At 59.1% G+C, this 13,725-nt stretch carries 14 protein-coding genes and 1 pseudogene; 2 read left to right on the plus strand and 13 right to left on the minus strand.

The features are described 5' to 3' along the window. Positions 1-76: 76 nt before the first annotated feature. Positions 77-526 (plus strand): D-aminoacyl-tRNA deacylase, encoded by a 450-nt coding sequence (dtd, locus tag GQR90_RS00500; protein ID WP_158772443.1) that lies wholly within the window; start codon positions 77-79, stop codon positions 524-526. 130 nt (positions 527-656) lie between these two features. Here the strand turns inward: dtd and GQR90_RS00505 are convergent, their stop codons facing one another. The 6 genes from GQR90_RS00505 to GQR90_RS00530 all read right to left on the minus strand — a co-directional run bounded on the left by GQR90_RS00505 (position 657) and on the right by GQR90_RS00530 (position 6,772). Next, positions 657-1,703 (minus strand): TRAP transporter substrate-binding protein, encoded by a 1,047-nt coding sequence (locus GQR90_RS00505; protein WP_233266501.1) that lies wholly within the window; start codon positions 1,701-1,703, stop codon positions 657-659. A 226-nt stretch (positions 1,704-1,929) separates the two neighbouring features. Next, the gene (locus tag GQR90_RS00510) at positions 1,930-3,336 is read right to left on the minus strand and encodes a TRAP transporter large permease (RefSeq protein WP_158772445.1); all 1,407 of its coding nucleotides are present in this window, start codon (positions 3,334-3,336) and stop codon (positions 1,930-1,932) included. Next, on the minus strand, positions 3,336-3,905 hold the full coding sequence (locus GQR90_RS00515; protein WP_158772446.1) for a TRAP transporter small permease subunit: 570 nt from the start codon (positions 3,903-3,905) through the stop codon (positions 3,336-3,338). Before GQR90_RS00515 ends, GQR90_RS00510 begins: the two co-directional genes overlap by 1 nt. 509 nt (positions 3,906-4,414) lie before the next feature. Next, complete coding sequence (locus GQR90_RS00520; RefSeq protein WP_158772447.1) at positions 4,415-5,245, minus strand: endonuclease/exonuclease/phosphatase family protein; 831 nt, start codon at positions 5,243-5,245, stop codon at positions 4,415-4,417. Continuing rightward, entirely contained in the window at positions 5,245-5,886 is a 642-nt protein-coding gene (locus tag GQR90_RS00525) for a thiol:disulfide interchange protein DsbA/DsbL (RefSeq protein WP_158775198.1), read from the minus strand. The genes GQR90_RS00520 and GQR90_RS00525 overlap by 1 nt, the downstream gene beginning before the upstream one ends. 232 nt (positions 5,887-6,118) lie before the next feature. Continuing rightward, positions 6,119-6,772 carry a c-type cytochrome gene (locus GQR90_RS00530; protein ID WP_233266363.1) on the minus strand — a complete coding sequence of 218 codons (654 nt, stop codon included), beginning with the start codon at positions 6,770-6,772 and terminating at the stop codon, positions 6,119-6,121. 369 nt (positions 6,773-7,141) lie between these two features. Here GQR90_RS00530 and yihA point away from each other — a divergent pair, with 369 nt between their 5' ends. Continuing rightward, positions 7,142-7,831 carry a ribosome biogenesis GTP-binding protein YihA/YsxC gene (gene yihA, locus GQR90_RS00535; RefSeq protein ID WP_158772448.1) on the plus strand — a complete coding sequence of 230 codons (690 nt, stop codon included), beginning with the start codon at positions 7,142-7,144 and terminating at the stop codon, positions 7,829-7,831. Positions 7,832-7,979: 148 nt separating this feature from the next. Here the strand turns inward: yihA and GQR90_RS00540 are convergent, their stop codons facing one another. The 7 genes and pseudogenes from GQR90_RS00540 to lptM all read right to left on the minus strand — a co-directional run. Further along, positions 7,980-8,366: a hypothetical protein gene (locus GQR90_RS00540; RefSeq protein WP_158772449.1), complete on the minus strand. Its 387-nt coding sequence runs from the start codon at positions 8,364-8,366 to the stop codon at positions 7,980-7,982. 258 nt (positions 8,367-8,624) lie between these two features. Next, positions 8,625-9,359 carry an HAD family hydrolase gene (locus GQR90_RS00545; RefSeq protein ID WP_233266364.1) on the minus strand — a complete coding sequence of 245 codons (735 nt, stop codon included), beginning with the start codon at positions 9,357-9,359 and terminating at the stop codon, positions 8,625-8,627. After that, positions 9,356-10,384 (minus strand): tyrosine recombinase XerC, encoded by a 1,029-nt coding sequence (locus GQR90_RS00550; protein WP_158772450.1) that lies wholly within the window; start codon positions 10,382-10,384, stop codon positions 9,356-9,358. The genes GQR90_RS00545 and GQR90_RS00550 overlap by 4 nt, the downstream gene beginning before the upstream one ends. Continuing rightward, on the minus strand, positions 10,381-11,172 hold the full coding sequence (locus GQR90_RS00555; RefSeq protein ID WP_158772451.1) for a DUF484 family protein: 792 nt from the start codon (positions 11,170-11,172) through the stop codon (positions 10,381-10,383). Before GQR90_RS00555 ends, GQR90_RS00550 begins: the two co-directional genes overlap by 4 nt. Positions 11,173-11,251: 79 nt before the next feature. Then, entirely contained in the window at positions 11,252-12,082 is an 831-nt protein-coding gene (dapF, locus tag GQR90_RS00560; protein ID WP_158772452.1) for a diaminopimelate epimerase, read from the minus strand. Beyond that, a complete protein-coding gene (lysA, locus tag GQR90_RS00565) occupies positions 12,082-13,353 on the minus strand; it encodes a diaminopimelate decarboxylase (protein ID WP_158772453.1) in 1,272 nt (423 codons plus the stop codon). The genes dapF and lysA overlap by 1 nt, the downstream gene beginning before the upstream one ends. A gap of 147 nt (positions 13,354-13,500) precedes the next feature. Continuing rightward, positions 13,501-13,635: pseudogene (lptM, locus tag GQR90_RS17775) on the minus strand (LPS translocon maturation chaperone LptM); the annotation flags it as partial. Positions 13,636-13,725: the final 90 nt, after the last annotated feature.

A 13,725-nucleotide genomic window follows, 5' to 3' on the forward strand; every position in this document is an offset into this window, starting at 1 on the left:
GGGTGTTTTTGTCTGATATGCTCAGCCGATCATGTGAGTCATGAGCGATCGATCCATTATTCAGGGAGCAAGCGGTATGCGAGCGTTGATCCAGCGCGTCACCCAGGCGGAGGTGATGGTAGAAAACGAGAACATTGGCGCTATCGACAGCGGCCTGCTGGTCCTGGTGGGCATTGAAAAGGGTGATGATGAGGCGCGCGCCGACAAGCTGCTTCACAAATTGCTGCACTATCGGGTCTTCGCTGATGAGGCGGACAAGATGAACCTCAACGTGCAGCAGGCCGGTGGCAGTCTGTTGCTGGTCTCTCAGTTCACGCTGGCAGCAGATACCGGCAGTGGTATGCGACCGAGCTTCTCTTCCGCTGCGCCGCCGGCCGAGGGTGAGCGTCTCTTCACGTATCTGATTGAGCAGGCACGTCTGCGCGGTGCAGTGTTAGGCGTTGGAATAGAGACCGGTCGTTTCGGAGCCAACATGCAGATATCGCTGCTCAATGATGGGCCGGTAACCTTCCTGCTCGAGAGCTGAGGCTCAACCAATACGTCACCCATGTCGATGCTTCATGGAGCCACAAAAAAGCCGCCCCCGAAGGAGCGGCTGCAAGCATTGGAACGGTGGCCAGGGCGCATGAGGCGCTCCGGCCTAGTCTGTTGCTGTCTTACTTGATGCCTTCCGGATTACGCGCATTCAGATAGGCTTGCTCGGACACTTCGTGCCACTTCTCGACCTTGCCTTCGAAGGTGGTGTAGGACTCATAGATGCGCCCCGCCAGTTCGTTGGAATCGCCAAGCTTCTTCACGACACCCTGCGATAGCTCGCGAGCCTTGTCCAGTACGTCTTGCGGATAGCGACGCAGCTCGACCTTATGCTCGTTGATCAATGTCTCGAGTGCATCGTTATTACGCGCGGTGTACTCGTCGAGCATGTCTTGGTTCACGTCACGCACTGCAGAGCGCAGGATGGCTTTCAGGTCATCCGGTAGCTCGGCCATGGCCTTGTCGTTGACGATGGCTTCGAAGGTGACGGTCGGCTCGTGCCAGCCCGGATAGTAGTAGTACTTGGCTGCCTGATAGAGGCCGAAAGCCAGATCGTTATACGGCCCGATCCACTCGGTCGCATCAATGGCGCCAGATTGCAGAGAGGTGAAGATTTCGCCGCCCGGCATGCTGACGGTAGCCACACCCATCTGCTGCATGACATCGCCACCAAGACCCGGCATACGCATCTTGAGGCCATCGAGGTCAGCGACGGAATTGATTTCCTTGTTGAACCAGCCGCCCATCTGGACGCCGGAAGACCCGCCCGCCATCACTTCGACGCCGAACTTGTCGTAGACCTCGTTCCATAGCGCCAAACCGCCACCGTAGTGCAGCCAGGCATTCATTTCCTGCGCTGTCATGCCGAAAGGTACTGCGGCGAAGAACTGTGCTTCCGGTGCCTTGCCCTTCCAGTAATAGGACGCCGAGTGGCCCATCTGCGCAGTACCGGATGAGACGGTATCGAGAACCTCGAAACCCGGTACTAGTTGTCCTGCGCCATAGACCTTGATCTTGAGGCGTCCATCGGACATCTCATCGACCAGTCGTGCAAGGCGTTCAGGGCCTTGGCCTACCCCGGGGAAGTTCTTCGGCCACGAGGTGACCATCTTCCAGTTGTAGGTGTCAGCAGCATTGGCGATTGCCGGTAGTGTGCCCATGGCCGTCATGGTGCCAACGGCGATACCGAAGGCGAGCTTGTTAAGTTGCATGGTGTGCTCCTTGAAGTGCCCGATTGTTTTTGTGGACAACTTGTGGGCAGAAGGTGTGCCGTCAAGCGGCCACCGGATATGACACATCTGCATGAGCCGCATGACGGCTCTCCCATCAGCCAGCGGGCAAGCCCGCCATTTTCATAGGCCGCCCAAGGGGCGGCTTTTCATTTTTGTCATCGATCTAGAATTGTGCCGGTAGCCAGGTCGCGAGTCCCGGGAATACCGCCAGTGCGCCGAGCATGCACAGCTGAATCACGATGAATGGGATCACACCCTTGTAGATCTGGCCTGTCGTCACTTCCTTGGGTGCCACACCTCGCAAGTAGAACAGCGCGAAGCCGAAGGGTGGCGTCAGGAAGGACGTCTGTAGATTGATGGCGATCATGATCCCCAGCCAGATGGGGTCGAGTCCCATGGCCAGCAGTACTGGACCGACGATCGGCACTACCACGAAGGTGATTTCGATGAAGTCGAGAATGAAGCCGAGCAGGAAGATCACCAGCATGACCACGAGGGTGGCCCCGATGACACCGCCAGGCATGTTCTCGAAGATCTCGGTAACAACTTCTTCGCCGCCAAAGCCGCGGAATACCAGCGAGAATAGCGCCGCACCGATCAAGATCAGGAACACCATCGAAGTGACATGCGTCGTGGAGCGAACGACTTCGGTAAGGGTCTGGAAGCTCAGCTTGCGATTGGCTACCGCCAGCATGAGTGCGCCGAAGGCGCCCACGGCAGAAGCTTCTGTCGGCGTCGCCAGCCCGCCAAGAATCGAGCCCAGTACGCAGACGATCAATACGATCGGCGGTACCAGACCCTTGAGTAGCAACAAGCCAATACTGCCGGTGTGCCCAAGCTCTTCCAGCAGCGCGTCACGATCGACAGCCGGCGCCTTCTCGGGCTTCAGCCACGCGACGATGGCGATATAGACGATATAGGCGACTACCAGAATCAGGCCCGGGATCAGGGCACCGATAAAGAGATCACCCACCGACACGGTCTTCGGGCTCCAGATACCCATCGACAGCTGAGCCTGCTGGTAGGCTGAAGACAGCACGTCGCCCAGCAGTACCAGTGCGATAGAGGGCGGAATGATCTGTCCTAACGTACCGGTTGCACAGATGGCACCGGTCGCCAGTGATGGGTCATAACCACGCTTGAGCATGGTCGGCAGAGACAGCAGGCCCATGGTCACGACGGTGGCACCGACGATACCGGTAGAGGCCGCGAGCAGCATGCCGACGATGGTGACAGAGATGCCCAGCCCACCACGCAAGGAGCCGAACATCAGCGCCATGGCATCCAGTAGGGTCTCGGCAACTTTCGACTTCTCCAGCAGGACGCCCATCAATACGAACAGCGGGACAGCTAGCAGGGTCTGATTGGTCATGGTGCCATAAAGGCGATTGGGCATGGCCGACAGGAAGCTGGCATCAAAGACGCCGTTCGTGATTCCCAGGGCATCCATCCCCATTCCCAGTCCAGCGAATGCCAGTGCTGTGCCTGCCAGTGACAACGCCACGGGATAGCCCAGCATCAGGACTCCACAAATACACACGAATAGCAGCAGCGGCATGATATCGAGCATTACACCAGCTCCTCATCGTGATCGGGGGTGTCTTCGCTCGCATGCGGTGATGGCAGGCGGCCACACAGGAACAGCAGATGGCGGCCAGCCTCAGCCACGCCCTGTAGCAGCATCAGCACGGCAATGGCAGGAAGCAGTGTCTTCAGCAGATAGACGCCCGGTAGGCCGCCAGACTCTGGCGAGGATTCGTGAATTCGCCAGGAATCGCCCACGTAGCCGAAGCTCGTGAGGAAGATGAATATCATTACCGGAAACAGCAGGAAGAGCGTGCCGCCGAGATCGACCAGCGACTTTCCACGGTGTGACATGCGCTGATAAAAGATATCGACCCGCACATGATTGTCATTCTTGAGGGTATAGCTGGCGGCAAGCAGGAAGACGGCCGCGTGCATATACATCACGGATTCCTGCATCTGGATGCTGTTGACGTTGAAGGCATAGCGCAGCATCACGATAGCGAATTCGACCAGCATCATGATAACGACCAGCCAGGATACACAACGTCCCAAGCCTTCGGTCATGCGGTCGAGCCCTGTGAGCCAGCCGGGGGTGGAGGCAGTGGCAGACATGGAATCCCCTTGGCCTGCGGGTAGCAGGTGGTATTTGTTGGCGTTGTTGTTGTCAGGCGACGTGGTGCTCCGCTCAACACCGTTCCCTTAAATTCAGGCTTTCCTCATGTTGGGGCTAGTGACGGATAGCAGCAATGAGGGAATGGGGGTTGGTAGACAACGCTATTCCACGCTGGCGACCTGTAGGGGCTGCACTGTCATGCTCCACTATTCCTTCATTGCCACCATGATCACGATGAGTCCACGTCTCAGACAGGCCAAGAGTAGCGAGTGGGACTGCAACTACAAATGGATCATTGGTCTGACAGGCAAGCTTTACCTTATATTTCATGGAGATAGTGAGTGGTTAGCGCGAAGGATGTTGCTGATTGGACAGAGAAAGCGATCAAAGAGGATCGGTAGGGCGAGCTGTTGCGGGGGATTGAGAGGGTATGAGTCACAGCAGAAGCACAAGTATCAGAAAACTATCAGATAAGTGAGTAGAGTGTTCAAAAGGGGGAGCAGAGGAGTTAGATGAGCCCAATGGCCTTGCGGCACGGTGCTGGAAGATGCACTTCCACCGCCATCGGCAGGTGATCGGAGAAAAGGTGCGACAGAGTGCCGGGGTGGCTGAGGCGTAGCGTGGAGGAAACCAGGATGTGGTCAAGCCCACGACTTGGCTGCCAGGCAGGGTAGCTATTGATAGCCTTGCTGGGGCGTGAATCCAACGCCTCACAGAAATCCTTGTGTAGCCGGAGTTGCGCTAGCGTGCAGTTCAGGTCACCCATCACGATGACATTCTTGAGGGGGGCGATCAGCTCACCCAGATAATCGAGTTGTCTGCGCTGGATACGTGCACCGAGTGCCAGGTGGGTCACGAAGACGTGTAGCGCATGTTCGCCATCACCGAAGCGCGCATGTATTGCCCCGCGTCCCGGTAGGGTACCAGGCAGTCTGTGCTCCTCAAGATGGCTGATCGGCAGGCGCGACAACAGGCCATTGCTATGCTGTGCCAGGCGCCCAAGATTACGATTGAGCTGCTGATAGTGATATGGAAACTCTGCTGTATCAGCCAGTGAATCGACTTGATTGACGTTGCCGGAGCGAAAACTACCGCCATCCACTTCCTGCAGTCCCACGATATCGTAGGGCGTGATAGCACCGGCGATCAGCTCCAGGCGCCTGCGGCGCTTGGGATGCGGCAATAGGTGCTGCCAACCGCGGGTGACATAGTGGTGCCACGCCGCGGTATGGATACCGACCTGCATATTGAAGGTCAGGATGCGCAGAGGGGACGCCGTGTCATTTGATACGGCGTCCTCCACTGAGCTGGCGGCCACCGGATTAGCGGCCAATGCCATCAGGCGGCGTCCTTGCTGCCGGCTTTTTCTTCACGCACTTGCTTAATCAGCTCGTCAGCCACCTTGATCATGTTCGGCAGTGAGCCAGCAGTGCTTGGCGAGATGACGTAGCGACCATCAACGACCAGTGCTGGAACGCCCATGATCTTGTAGGCACGCATCTGGGCGTGGGCTTGATTGACCTGGCTCTTCACGCCGAAGGATGTCAGAGACTTCTTGGCGGCTTCTTCACTGACGCCATAATCGCTGTAGAACTTGGCGATGTCGTCCGGATCAGTCAGGCGCTGACCATCCTTGTGGATGGCGTCAAAGAAGGCCTTGTGAGTCTTGTCGAGAATGCCCAGGTCTTTCGCGGTATAGAACGCGTAAGCGTGCTTGACCCAGTCCTGGCCCATCGTGGCGGGCAGGCGATTGAAGGTTACATCGCTCGGCAGCTCTGCTACCCACGGCTCCAGATTGGATTCCAGCTTGTAGCAGTGCGGGCAGCCATACCAGAAGGCTTCAACCACTTCGACATTACCGGCGGGTACATCGGTCTTTACCGGTTCATCGAGCACCTGATAATCCTTGCCGGCTTCAGCCGCGAGAACACTTGCTGACAGGCCAAGGCCCGCCACCAGAGTCAGTAGTGGTTTCCACATCATGGAACATCTCCATCGAGTTGAGACATGTCCGAGCAATACACTCGGAAACATTAGCGATACGTCGAGTATGCGTGCCACGGGCTGCTGCTGTCGATACTGCTGCCCGCACACGTGTCAAACGCTGTTGTGTCAGCCTAGCGGGACAAGGTTGACCGGCGCATGAACGCCAGTGATGAGGGAGCTCGCCGCTAGCGAAGATAAGTACGTAATAGCTGTGTCGGTGGATGCCTCAGCGCAGCCCATGCAAGTATTCAGCGACCTGCTGCATGTCGCTGTCGCTCATCTGCGCTGTAATGGTGCTCATGATGGCATTGGGATCATTGTCTCGTGTGCCAGCACGGAAGGCCTGTAGCGCAGCGACGGTGTACTGAGGAAATTGTCCTGCCAGGGCGGGATAGCCAGCGGCATCAAGCCCCTTGCCCCGTGGGCCATGGCAGGCGGTACATGCCGCGATGCCTTTGGTCAGCGACCCCGCGCGATAAAGCACTTCGCCTTTTGCGGCAGCCTCAGGCTCGGCCTGGCCCTGGTGGGCGGGTAAAGCAGCATAATGGGCCGCAATGTCGGCAATATCCTGATCGCTCAGGCTATCAGTGGTGCCTGCCATCTGAGGAACAGAGCGTCGGCCATCGCGGATATCTGCAATCTGTTTGCGTAGATAGTGTGCCTGCTGCCCGGCCAGATGAGGAAAAGCTGACGCGGGGGAAATCCCCTGCATGCCATGACAGGCCGCGCAGGTGGCTGTCTTGGTCTGCCCGGCACTGGCATCGGCGACAGGAGTGTTGTCAGCCGCGATAGCCTCGGTAGCGATACCCGTGGTAGCTGCTGTCAGCATCAGGCTCAGCAGCCATGAGGGTCTCTGCAATGATCTCATCAGCTTGTACATTTCACTGCTCCCTGTCACTGGGCTGGGCCTGAGGCCGGATGCATCATCATGTGTCTGTGATGGTGATATTCATCTATCGGGAAGTGCACCGCACATCTCGCAGGCTGTGAGAGCAGAGTGGTACACTAAGCCATCATGATCGCGACACTTGCCACAGCGGGAGTATAGCGAATCCCCTCAGGGCGCGTGAATGTGCCTGTCGCCAGCCCAGCGCCACACTGATTCAATGCCTACGCATATCCGTGTGTCTGCCTGTCAACGTAATGACAGGGCCTGCGGCGCTCTTTTCGTTTCACCGGTCGTTTCTTCTGCTCTCTCGTGATGTCGCGCGGGCGGGACGTCCGCCTTCAACAGGTATTCAGAATCCTCATGGCCGAATCAGCCACTTCGACCCACAAGCTCCATTATCGTCAGGCACGCTTCTTGATCAGTGCCGCGACGTTAGCTCAGTGTCCGACCGACGTTGGCGCAGAGGTTGCCTTTGCGGGTCGCTCCAACGCGGGCAAGTCGAGCGCCATCAACGCCCTGACTTCCCAGAAGGCATTGGCGCGTATCTCCAAGACGCCTGGCCGTACTCAGCTGATCAACTACTTCACCATCGGTGAAACCGGTCGTCACCTGGTGGATCTTCCGGGCTACGGCTATGCCAAGGTGCCGGAGAAGGTGAAGCGGGAGTGGCAGACACATCTGTCCAACTACTTGCGCAAGCGTCAGGCGTTGCGCGGTCTGGTGCTGTTGATGGATGTGCGTCACCCGCTGTCCGAGTTCGATCAGATGATGCTGGGCTGGGCCAATGAGGCACGGATGCCAGTCCATATCCTGCTGACCAAGTCTGACAAGCTGAAGCGTGGCCCCGCGGCTGCCAGTCTGCAGAAGGTGCGTCATGCCCTGAAAGAATGGGAAGACCTCGTTACCGTGCAGCTGTTCTCATCGCTGAAATACGATGGCGTTGAGCAGGCGCATGCCAAGCTCGACGAATGGCTGGCGGATCCGTCTGTCATGGATGGCGTGAATGATGCTGTCGATGCAGAGACAGTAGAAGATCCTTTCGACGACTGATCCTCGGGATTTTCACGCTTCGATAACATGCTCTTCATGAAGGTAGCAGGCGCACCGCCGCTATTCCGTTGTCGATAGAAAAACGGCCACCCTAGGGTGGCCGTTTTGCATGATGCCGTGCTCGTCTGGAGCACCGGTATCGCCTCGATTACATGAAGAGGCTACGAGGACTGGCCTTGTGGGCCGTATCTGATGATGAAGTCGCGATCACGTGCGATGGCGTTTGCCATGAGAAGCTCGCCCTTGAAGGCTGTGTGACGAATGTCTGTTTGACGACATCGGGAGCAGCCACCTTCAGGCCATGCGTTGGCATGCTGGCACGTGCACTGTAGACCCCAGCGATCACGAGCGCGGCGCACAACAGGGCAAGTCCAGTGCCGATGACCAATCCATGCCAGGCGCTGGGCGGTGGTAGTGCCATTGGGCCCGGATCATCGGGCCTGGGCCGTGGCATCGCTCGGCGCTCAATAGGACGTGAGGAATGCTGCCAGGCAAGTAGGGAATTGTGTCGCTGGTGCAAGGGGTGAATGCTCATGATGTCCTCTCCTGCCGGCACTGACAAAGGATGAAGCGGAGCAGCTGGGGCTTCAACTCAAGCTTCCCACACGTCGCTGAGCGCATCAGGCTGAAAACTTGTACATACAATATGGCTCCAGCTCTATTGTTGTACAACAATTAAATTGTGTATCAGTTTTCAGTGCTGTCAGGTTGCGTAACACAAGGTGAAGATTGCACCATTTCAGGGGAGATGCGCCAGTAGACGTCAGGTCGAATGGTTGTCCTTGTATGATGCTCAGCTTGAGAACGTGTGGCCGGTCAGGCGTGTCAGCAGTGCTGGTAGCTCACGTACATGCGAAAGGACGTGTACGCCCGCGGGTAGCGGGTGTGGTGCACCGATACCGTTGACATCGATCCAGGCGGTCTGCATGCCAAGGCGTACCGCGGGTAGAGCGTCTTCCTTCCACGAGTCGCCCACATGCAAAGTCGTGGAGGGAGTGCTGCCAAGGCGCGCCATTGCTGCAAGGAAGGGGCGAGCATCGGGTTTCGGGGCTAGCCACTCGCCAGCAGCGATACTGAATTCGAAATGGTGATCCAGCGCCAATCGAGCGAGGTCCACATTGCCATTGGTGATGGCCCCCAGCCGGAAGTGACCTGCCAGTTCTTCAAGGATACTGTTGGCTTCCGGGAAAGGCGTCAGTTCATGGCGCAGCATTAGAAAGCGTTCGATCGCCGCCTGCGACCAGTGTGCCGCCTTGTCATCATCGTGCCCAAAATCGCGCAACATGATCCGCATGGCTTCGTGCCGCAGCCAGGTAAAATCTCCGCGCCGTAATGGGTATTCAAGGCCTAGCGCCATACGTCGTCGCGTGTACTCTTCGAGCGGAAAGCTCGCCGCGTGGCCGATCTCGCCATCCAGCCAGGCATAGTGCTCCTCTTCCGCTCGCTCCATCACTGGGCGATTCGCCCACAGGGTATCGTCGAGATCGAAAGTCAGCGCGGTCAGGCGTATTGGGGTAGCGAGGGTCACTGGGGTTTGTCCTCTCGGGAAGGGGAAGTCGCGGGCGTGGTAGGCCGAGTCTCAGACACTGTCTCGGCATGTCGTTGCCGGCGTGCACGAGGATGCGCTTGATCATAAGCGCTGGCCAACTGCTGCCAGTCGAGACGGGTATAGATCTGGGTGGTGGAGAGGTGGGCATGGCCCAGTAGCTCTTGTACCGCACGTAGGTCGCCGCTGGATTCCAGCAGGTGGCTGGCAAAGGAGTGTCGCAGACGGTGTGGATGCAGGTGCTCGGGTAGACCGCGCTCCTTGGCTTGTGTCACCAATCGCAGCTGCACGCCACGTTGCCCGAGACGACGCCCTTGCTGGCCGACGAACAGCGCTGGCTCATCTGGCGAGGCCAGTTGAGCACGTACCAGCAACCAGGCATCCAGCGCCTGACGTGCCCGCGAGCCAATCGGTAGCTGGCGTGGCTTGTCGCCTTTTCCGCGTACGCGTAGACGACGTGTTTCCAGCATGTTCAAGTCGAGACTGACCAGTTCAGAGAGGCGCAGTCCTGCACCGTACAAGAGTTCCAGCATCGCTTGATCGCGCAGTGCCAACGGGGTGCCGTCATGCGGGCAGTCGAGAAAACGCGCCAGGCTATCGATGTCGACTGGTCGTGGTAGGTGATCAGGGAGGCGCGGTGTCTGAACCAGGCTGGCGGGATTGTGCGGCAGAATATCCTGATCGACCAGCCAACTGCAGAAGCGACTGATCGCTGCGCGACGACGGGCCAGCGTGCGCGGTGCGAGGCCGCGTGTACGCTCAGCGCCGAGAAAGCGGCGGAGTGTCGCGACATCAAGGCCGCGCCAGTCTGTTGGTAGAGAGGCTTCGTCTGTGTGGCCAGGGCGCAGCATGAAGCCGCTCAGTGCCTGTAGATCGCGCGCATAGGCGCTGACGGTGGCAGGGCTGCTGTCGCTTGCCAGCCAGCTGAGGAACTGCTGACAGATAGAGCCTAGCGCCTGTTCGGCGGCGATATGTTCAGGTGTGTCAGCGCCGTCAGTCGTGCTCATTGTATGGCCTGATCATCACGTGCATTGGAGCTTCGCGGGTGACCCGACAGGCTATCGCGACCCAGGCAACGGGCCAGCACATCGCCAAGATATTCAGGAAATAGCGTGTCGAGCCCCACGCGGAATTGCTCCGCTTCAGCGCTGGCGACCACCAGATAACCCAGGCATTCCCCTCGCGTCAGACGCACGATGACTGCCGAGCCGCGCGTGGCATCTGCCTGGGTAACGTCGACGAGATCCTCGCAGTCTGCGCCCAGCGGCCAGCTGTGGTCTGGCAGCAGTGCTTCCCAGCGGGTGCGTGGCATGGCGAGACAACGACTGGCACGGCCATTGAGTAGACGCTCGAATTGTTCGGCGCGGGCGTTGTCGAGAGGCTGACGCGGCGGCTGCACCTCGCTGCCTGCATCACGTTGCCATAGGCAAACGGCCGTAATATCGAAGAGTTCACTGAGGCGGGTGGCCAGCGTTTCGGCCAGAGCGTCATCGGACTCGGTATCCATCAGGTCAAGGGCAAGCTGGCGTAGGCGCTGGTAGCGGCTTTCGTTATCACGAGCCGTGTCGAGCAATTCGCCAAGGCGTTCTTCGGCCTGTCGCGTACGCGCGCGCAGGTCATGCACTAGCCGCTCCAGCAACGAGACACTGCCACCACGTGCCTCCGGGTGCGGCAGTCGCATCTGTTGCAACAACCCTTCACGACCTTCAAAGAAGTCAGGATGCGTGGCTAGCCATTCGGCCACTCGTTCCGGGTCCAGTGTACGCGGGCGACGTGAAACGGGTGACTCGGCCATGCGGCTCTCCTTGCAGGTGACGGGCGGTATGGACGACGGCCGGGCACGTGTCCGGCAGTGAAGATCAACAGGCAGCGATTTACACGATGATGCGGCCTTCGAAGACTGTCTCGGCAGGGCCCGTCATGAAGACCGAATGACCTTCGCCGGCCCATTCAATGCTCAGCGTGCCACCCGGCAGTGTCACATTGACTGGGCTGGCGAGCATGCCACGACGAATACCGTTGGCGACGGCAGCACAGGCACCTGTGCCGCAGGCCAGCGTCTCCCCCACGCCACGCTCGAATACACGCAGACGTATCTCGTGTGGAGCGACGACCTCCATGAAGCCGGCATTGACGCGCTTCGCGAAGCGCGGGTGCGCCTCGATCAGTGGGCCGAGCGATAACACAGGGGCTTTCTCGACGCTGTCCACGATCAGGACGGCATGTGGATTGCCCATCGAGACCACACCGATTTCGAGTATCTCGCCAGCCACTTCCAGTGTATGCACTGGAAGATCGGATTCAGCCGCAAAAGGCAGCGCCTCGGGGGCAAATCGTGGTGCGCCCATATCGACACGTACGCGGCCATCATCGGCCACGACCAGTGTCAGCGGGCCACCGGCTGTCTCGACACGAATCTCGCGCTTAGTTGTCAGGCGTTGATCGAGCACGAAGCGCGCAAAGCAGCGCGCCCCATTGCCACAGTTTTCCACTTCACTGCCATCGGCATTGTAGATGCGGTAGCGGAAGTCCATGTCTGGATCACGCGGCGGCTCGACGACCAACAGTTGATCGAAGCCAATGCCGAAGTTGCGGTGCGCCAGGCGGCGAATATCCGCATCGCGCAAGCGCCCGCGCTGCGAGATCAGGTCAATGACCATGAAGTCATTGCCCAACCCGTGCATCTTGGTGAAGTGCACCAGCATCAGTCGTCACCTTCCGGCAGCAGCTGCTCGCCGGTCCAGAGCTCTTCGAGGCGTTCGCGACGACGCACCAGATGCATCTCGGTGCCATCGACCATCACCTCGGCGGGGCGGCAGCGGCTGTTGTAGCTCGAGGCCATCACGAAGCCGTAGGCACCGGAAGAACGTACGGCAAGCAGGTCGCCCGGGGCGATGGCCAGCTCGCGGTCCTTGCCGAGGAAGTCGCCCGTCTCGCAGACCGGCCCGACCACATCATAGCTGGCGGACTCGCGCGGCTTACGGGTATCGACAGAGACAATGTTCTGCCAGGCCTGATAGAGCGACGGACGAATCAGATCATTCATACCGGCATCGATGATGGCGAAGTTCTTCTCTTCACCTGGCTTGATAAACTCCACTCGCGTCAACAGCACACCGGCATTGGCGGCAATGGAGCGGCCCGGCTCGAACAGCAGTGTCATCTCGTTGCCATGCTCATAGCGCGCCAGGCGCTCCAGCAGGGCACTGGCATAGGCAAACGGTTCTGGCGGGGTCTCGTTCTGATAGGGCACACCAAGGCCACCCCCGAGATCCAGATGTTCGATGACGATGCCGCGCTCACGTAGACGATCCAGCAGCACCAACAGGCGCTCAAGCGAGTCGAGGAACGGCGCCAGCTCTGTCAGCTGAGAGCCGATATGACAGTCAGCACCGACGACCTGAACATGCTCCATGGCGGTGGCGATCTCGTAGACTTCCAGCGCCTGCTCGACCGGAATGCCGAACTTGTTGGCCTTGAGGCCAGTGGAGATGTACGGGTGAGTACCGGCATCGACGTCTGGGTTGATGCGCAGTGATACCGGCGCGATACGGCCAAGACGACCAGCGACAGCATTGAGGCGCTCAAGCTCCGGCAGCGATTCGACGTTGAAGCACTTGATACCCAGCTCCAGCGCGCGCTCCATTTCCTCGGCCTGCTTGGCGACGCCCGAGAACACGACCTTGGCAGGATCGCCTCCGGCCTTGATGACGCGCTCAAGCTCACCTCTGGAAACGATATCGAAGCCGGCACCCAGTCGTGCCAGTACATTGAGCACGGCCAGATTGGAGTTGGCTTTCACTGCGTAGCAGATGAGGTGCGGGTGGTCGCCCAGTGCTTCTTGATAGGCCTTGAAGTGGCGAGTCAGCGTGGCGCGACTGTAGACGTAGCACGGAGTGCCAAAGCGCTCGGCGAGTGTGTCGAGCGGGACGCCCTCGGCGTGCAGCACGCCATCCTGATAAACGAAGTGATCCATGATCCGGCCTGCAAGATGTCGCGCCGGCGGGCATCACCCGCCGGAGATGAATAAGGGGGCTCAGGCGCCGTTGCCAGAAGCCTCGGTCGCAGCAGTAGACTGGCGTGTCTCGCCCTCAGTGCTGTCGGAAGAGCCGCTGGCGGGCGCTTCGGCACGTTGACCGCCAGCGTCAGCATCTGTTGGTAGATATAAAGGACCCTTCTGACCACAGCCGGCCAGCAGGCCTGCACCCAGCAGCAAGGCTGCGAAGGTGCGTAGGGTGTGACGGGCGGATTGGCTCATCAGATGACGCATCGGGCGGCCTCCTGGCAGCAATAGGTCGATTCGGATCTGACAGGGGCTCGTGAGCGCCTATCAGATCCGGAATTGGGG

Source organism: Cobetia sp. L2A1 (assembly GCF_009796845.1).
GTDB lineage: Bacteria > Pseudomonadota > Gammaproteobacteria > Pseudomonadales > Halomonadaceae > Cobetia.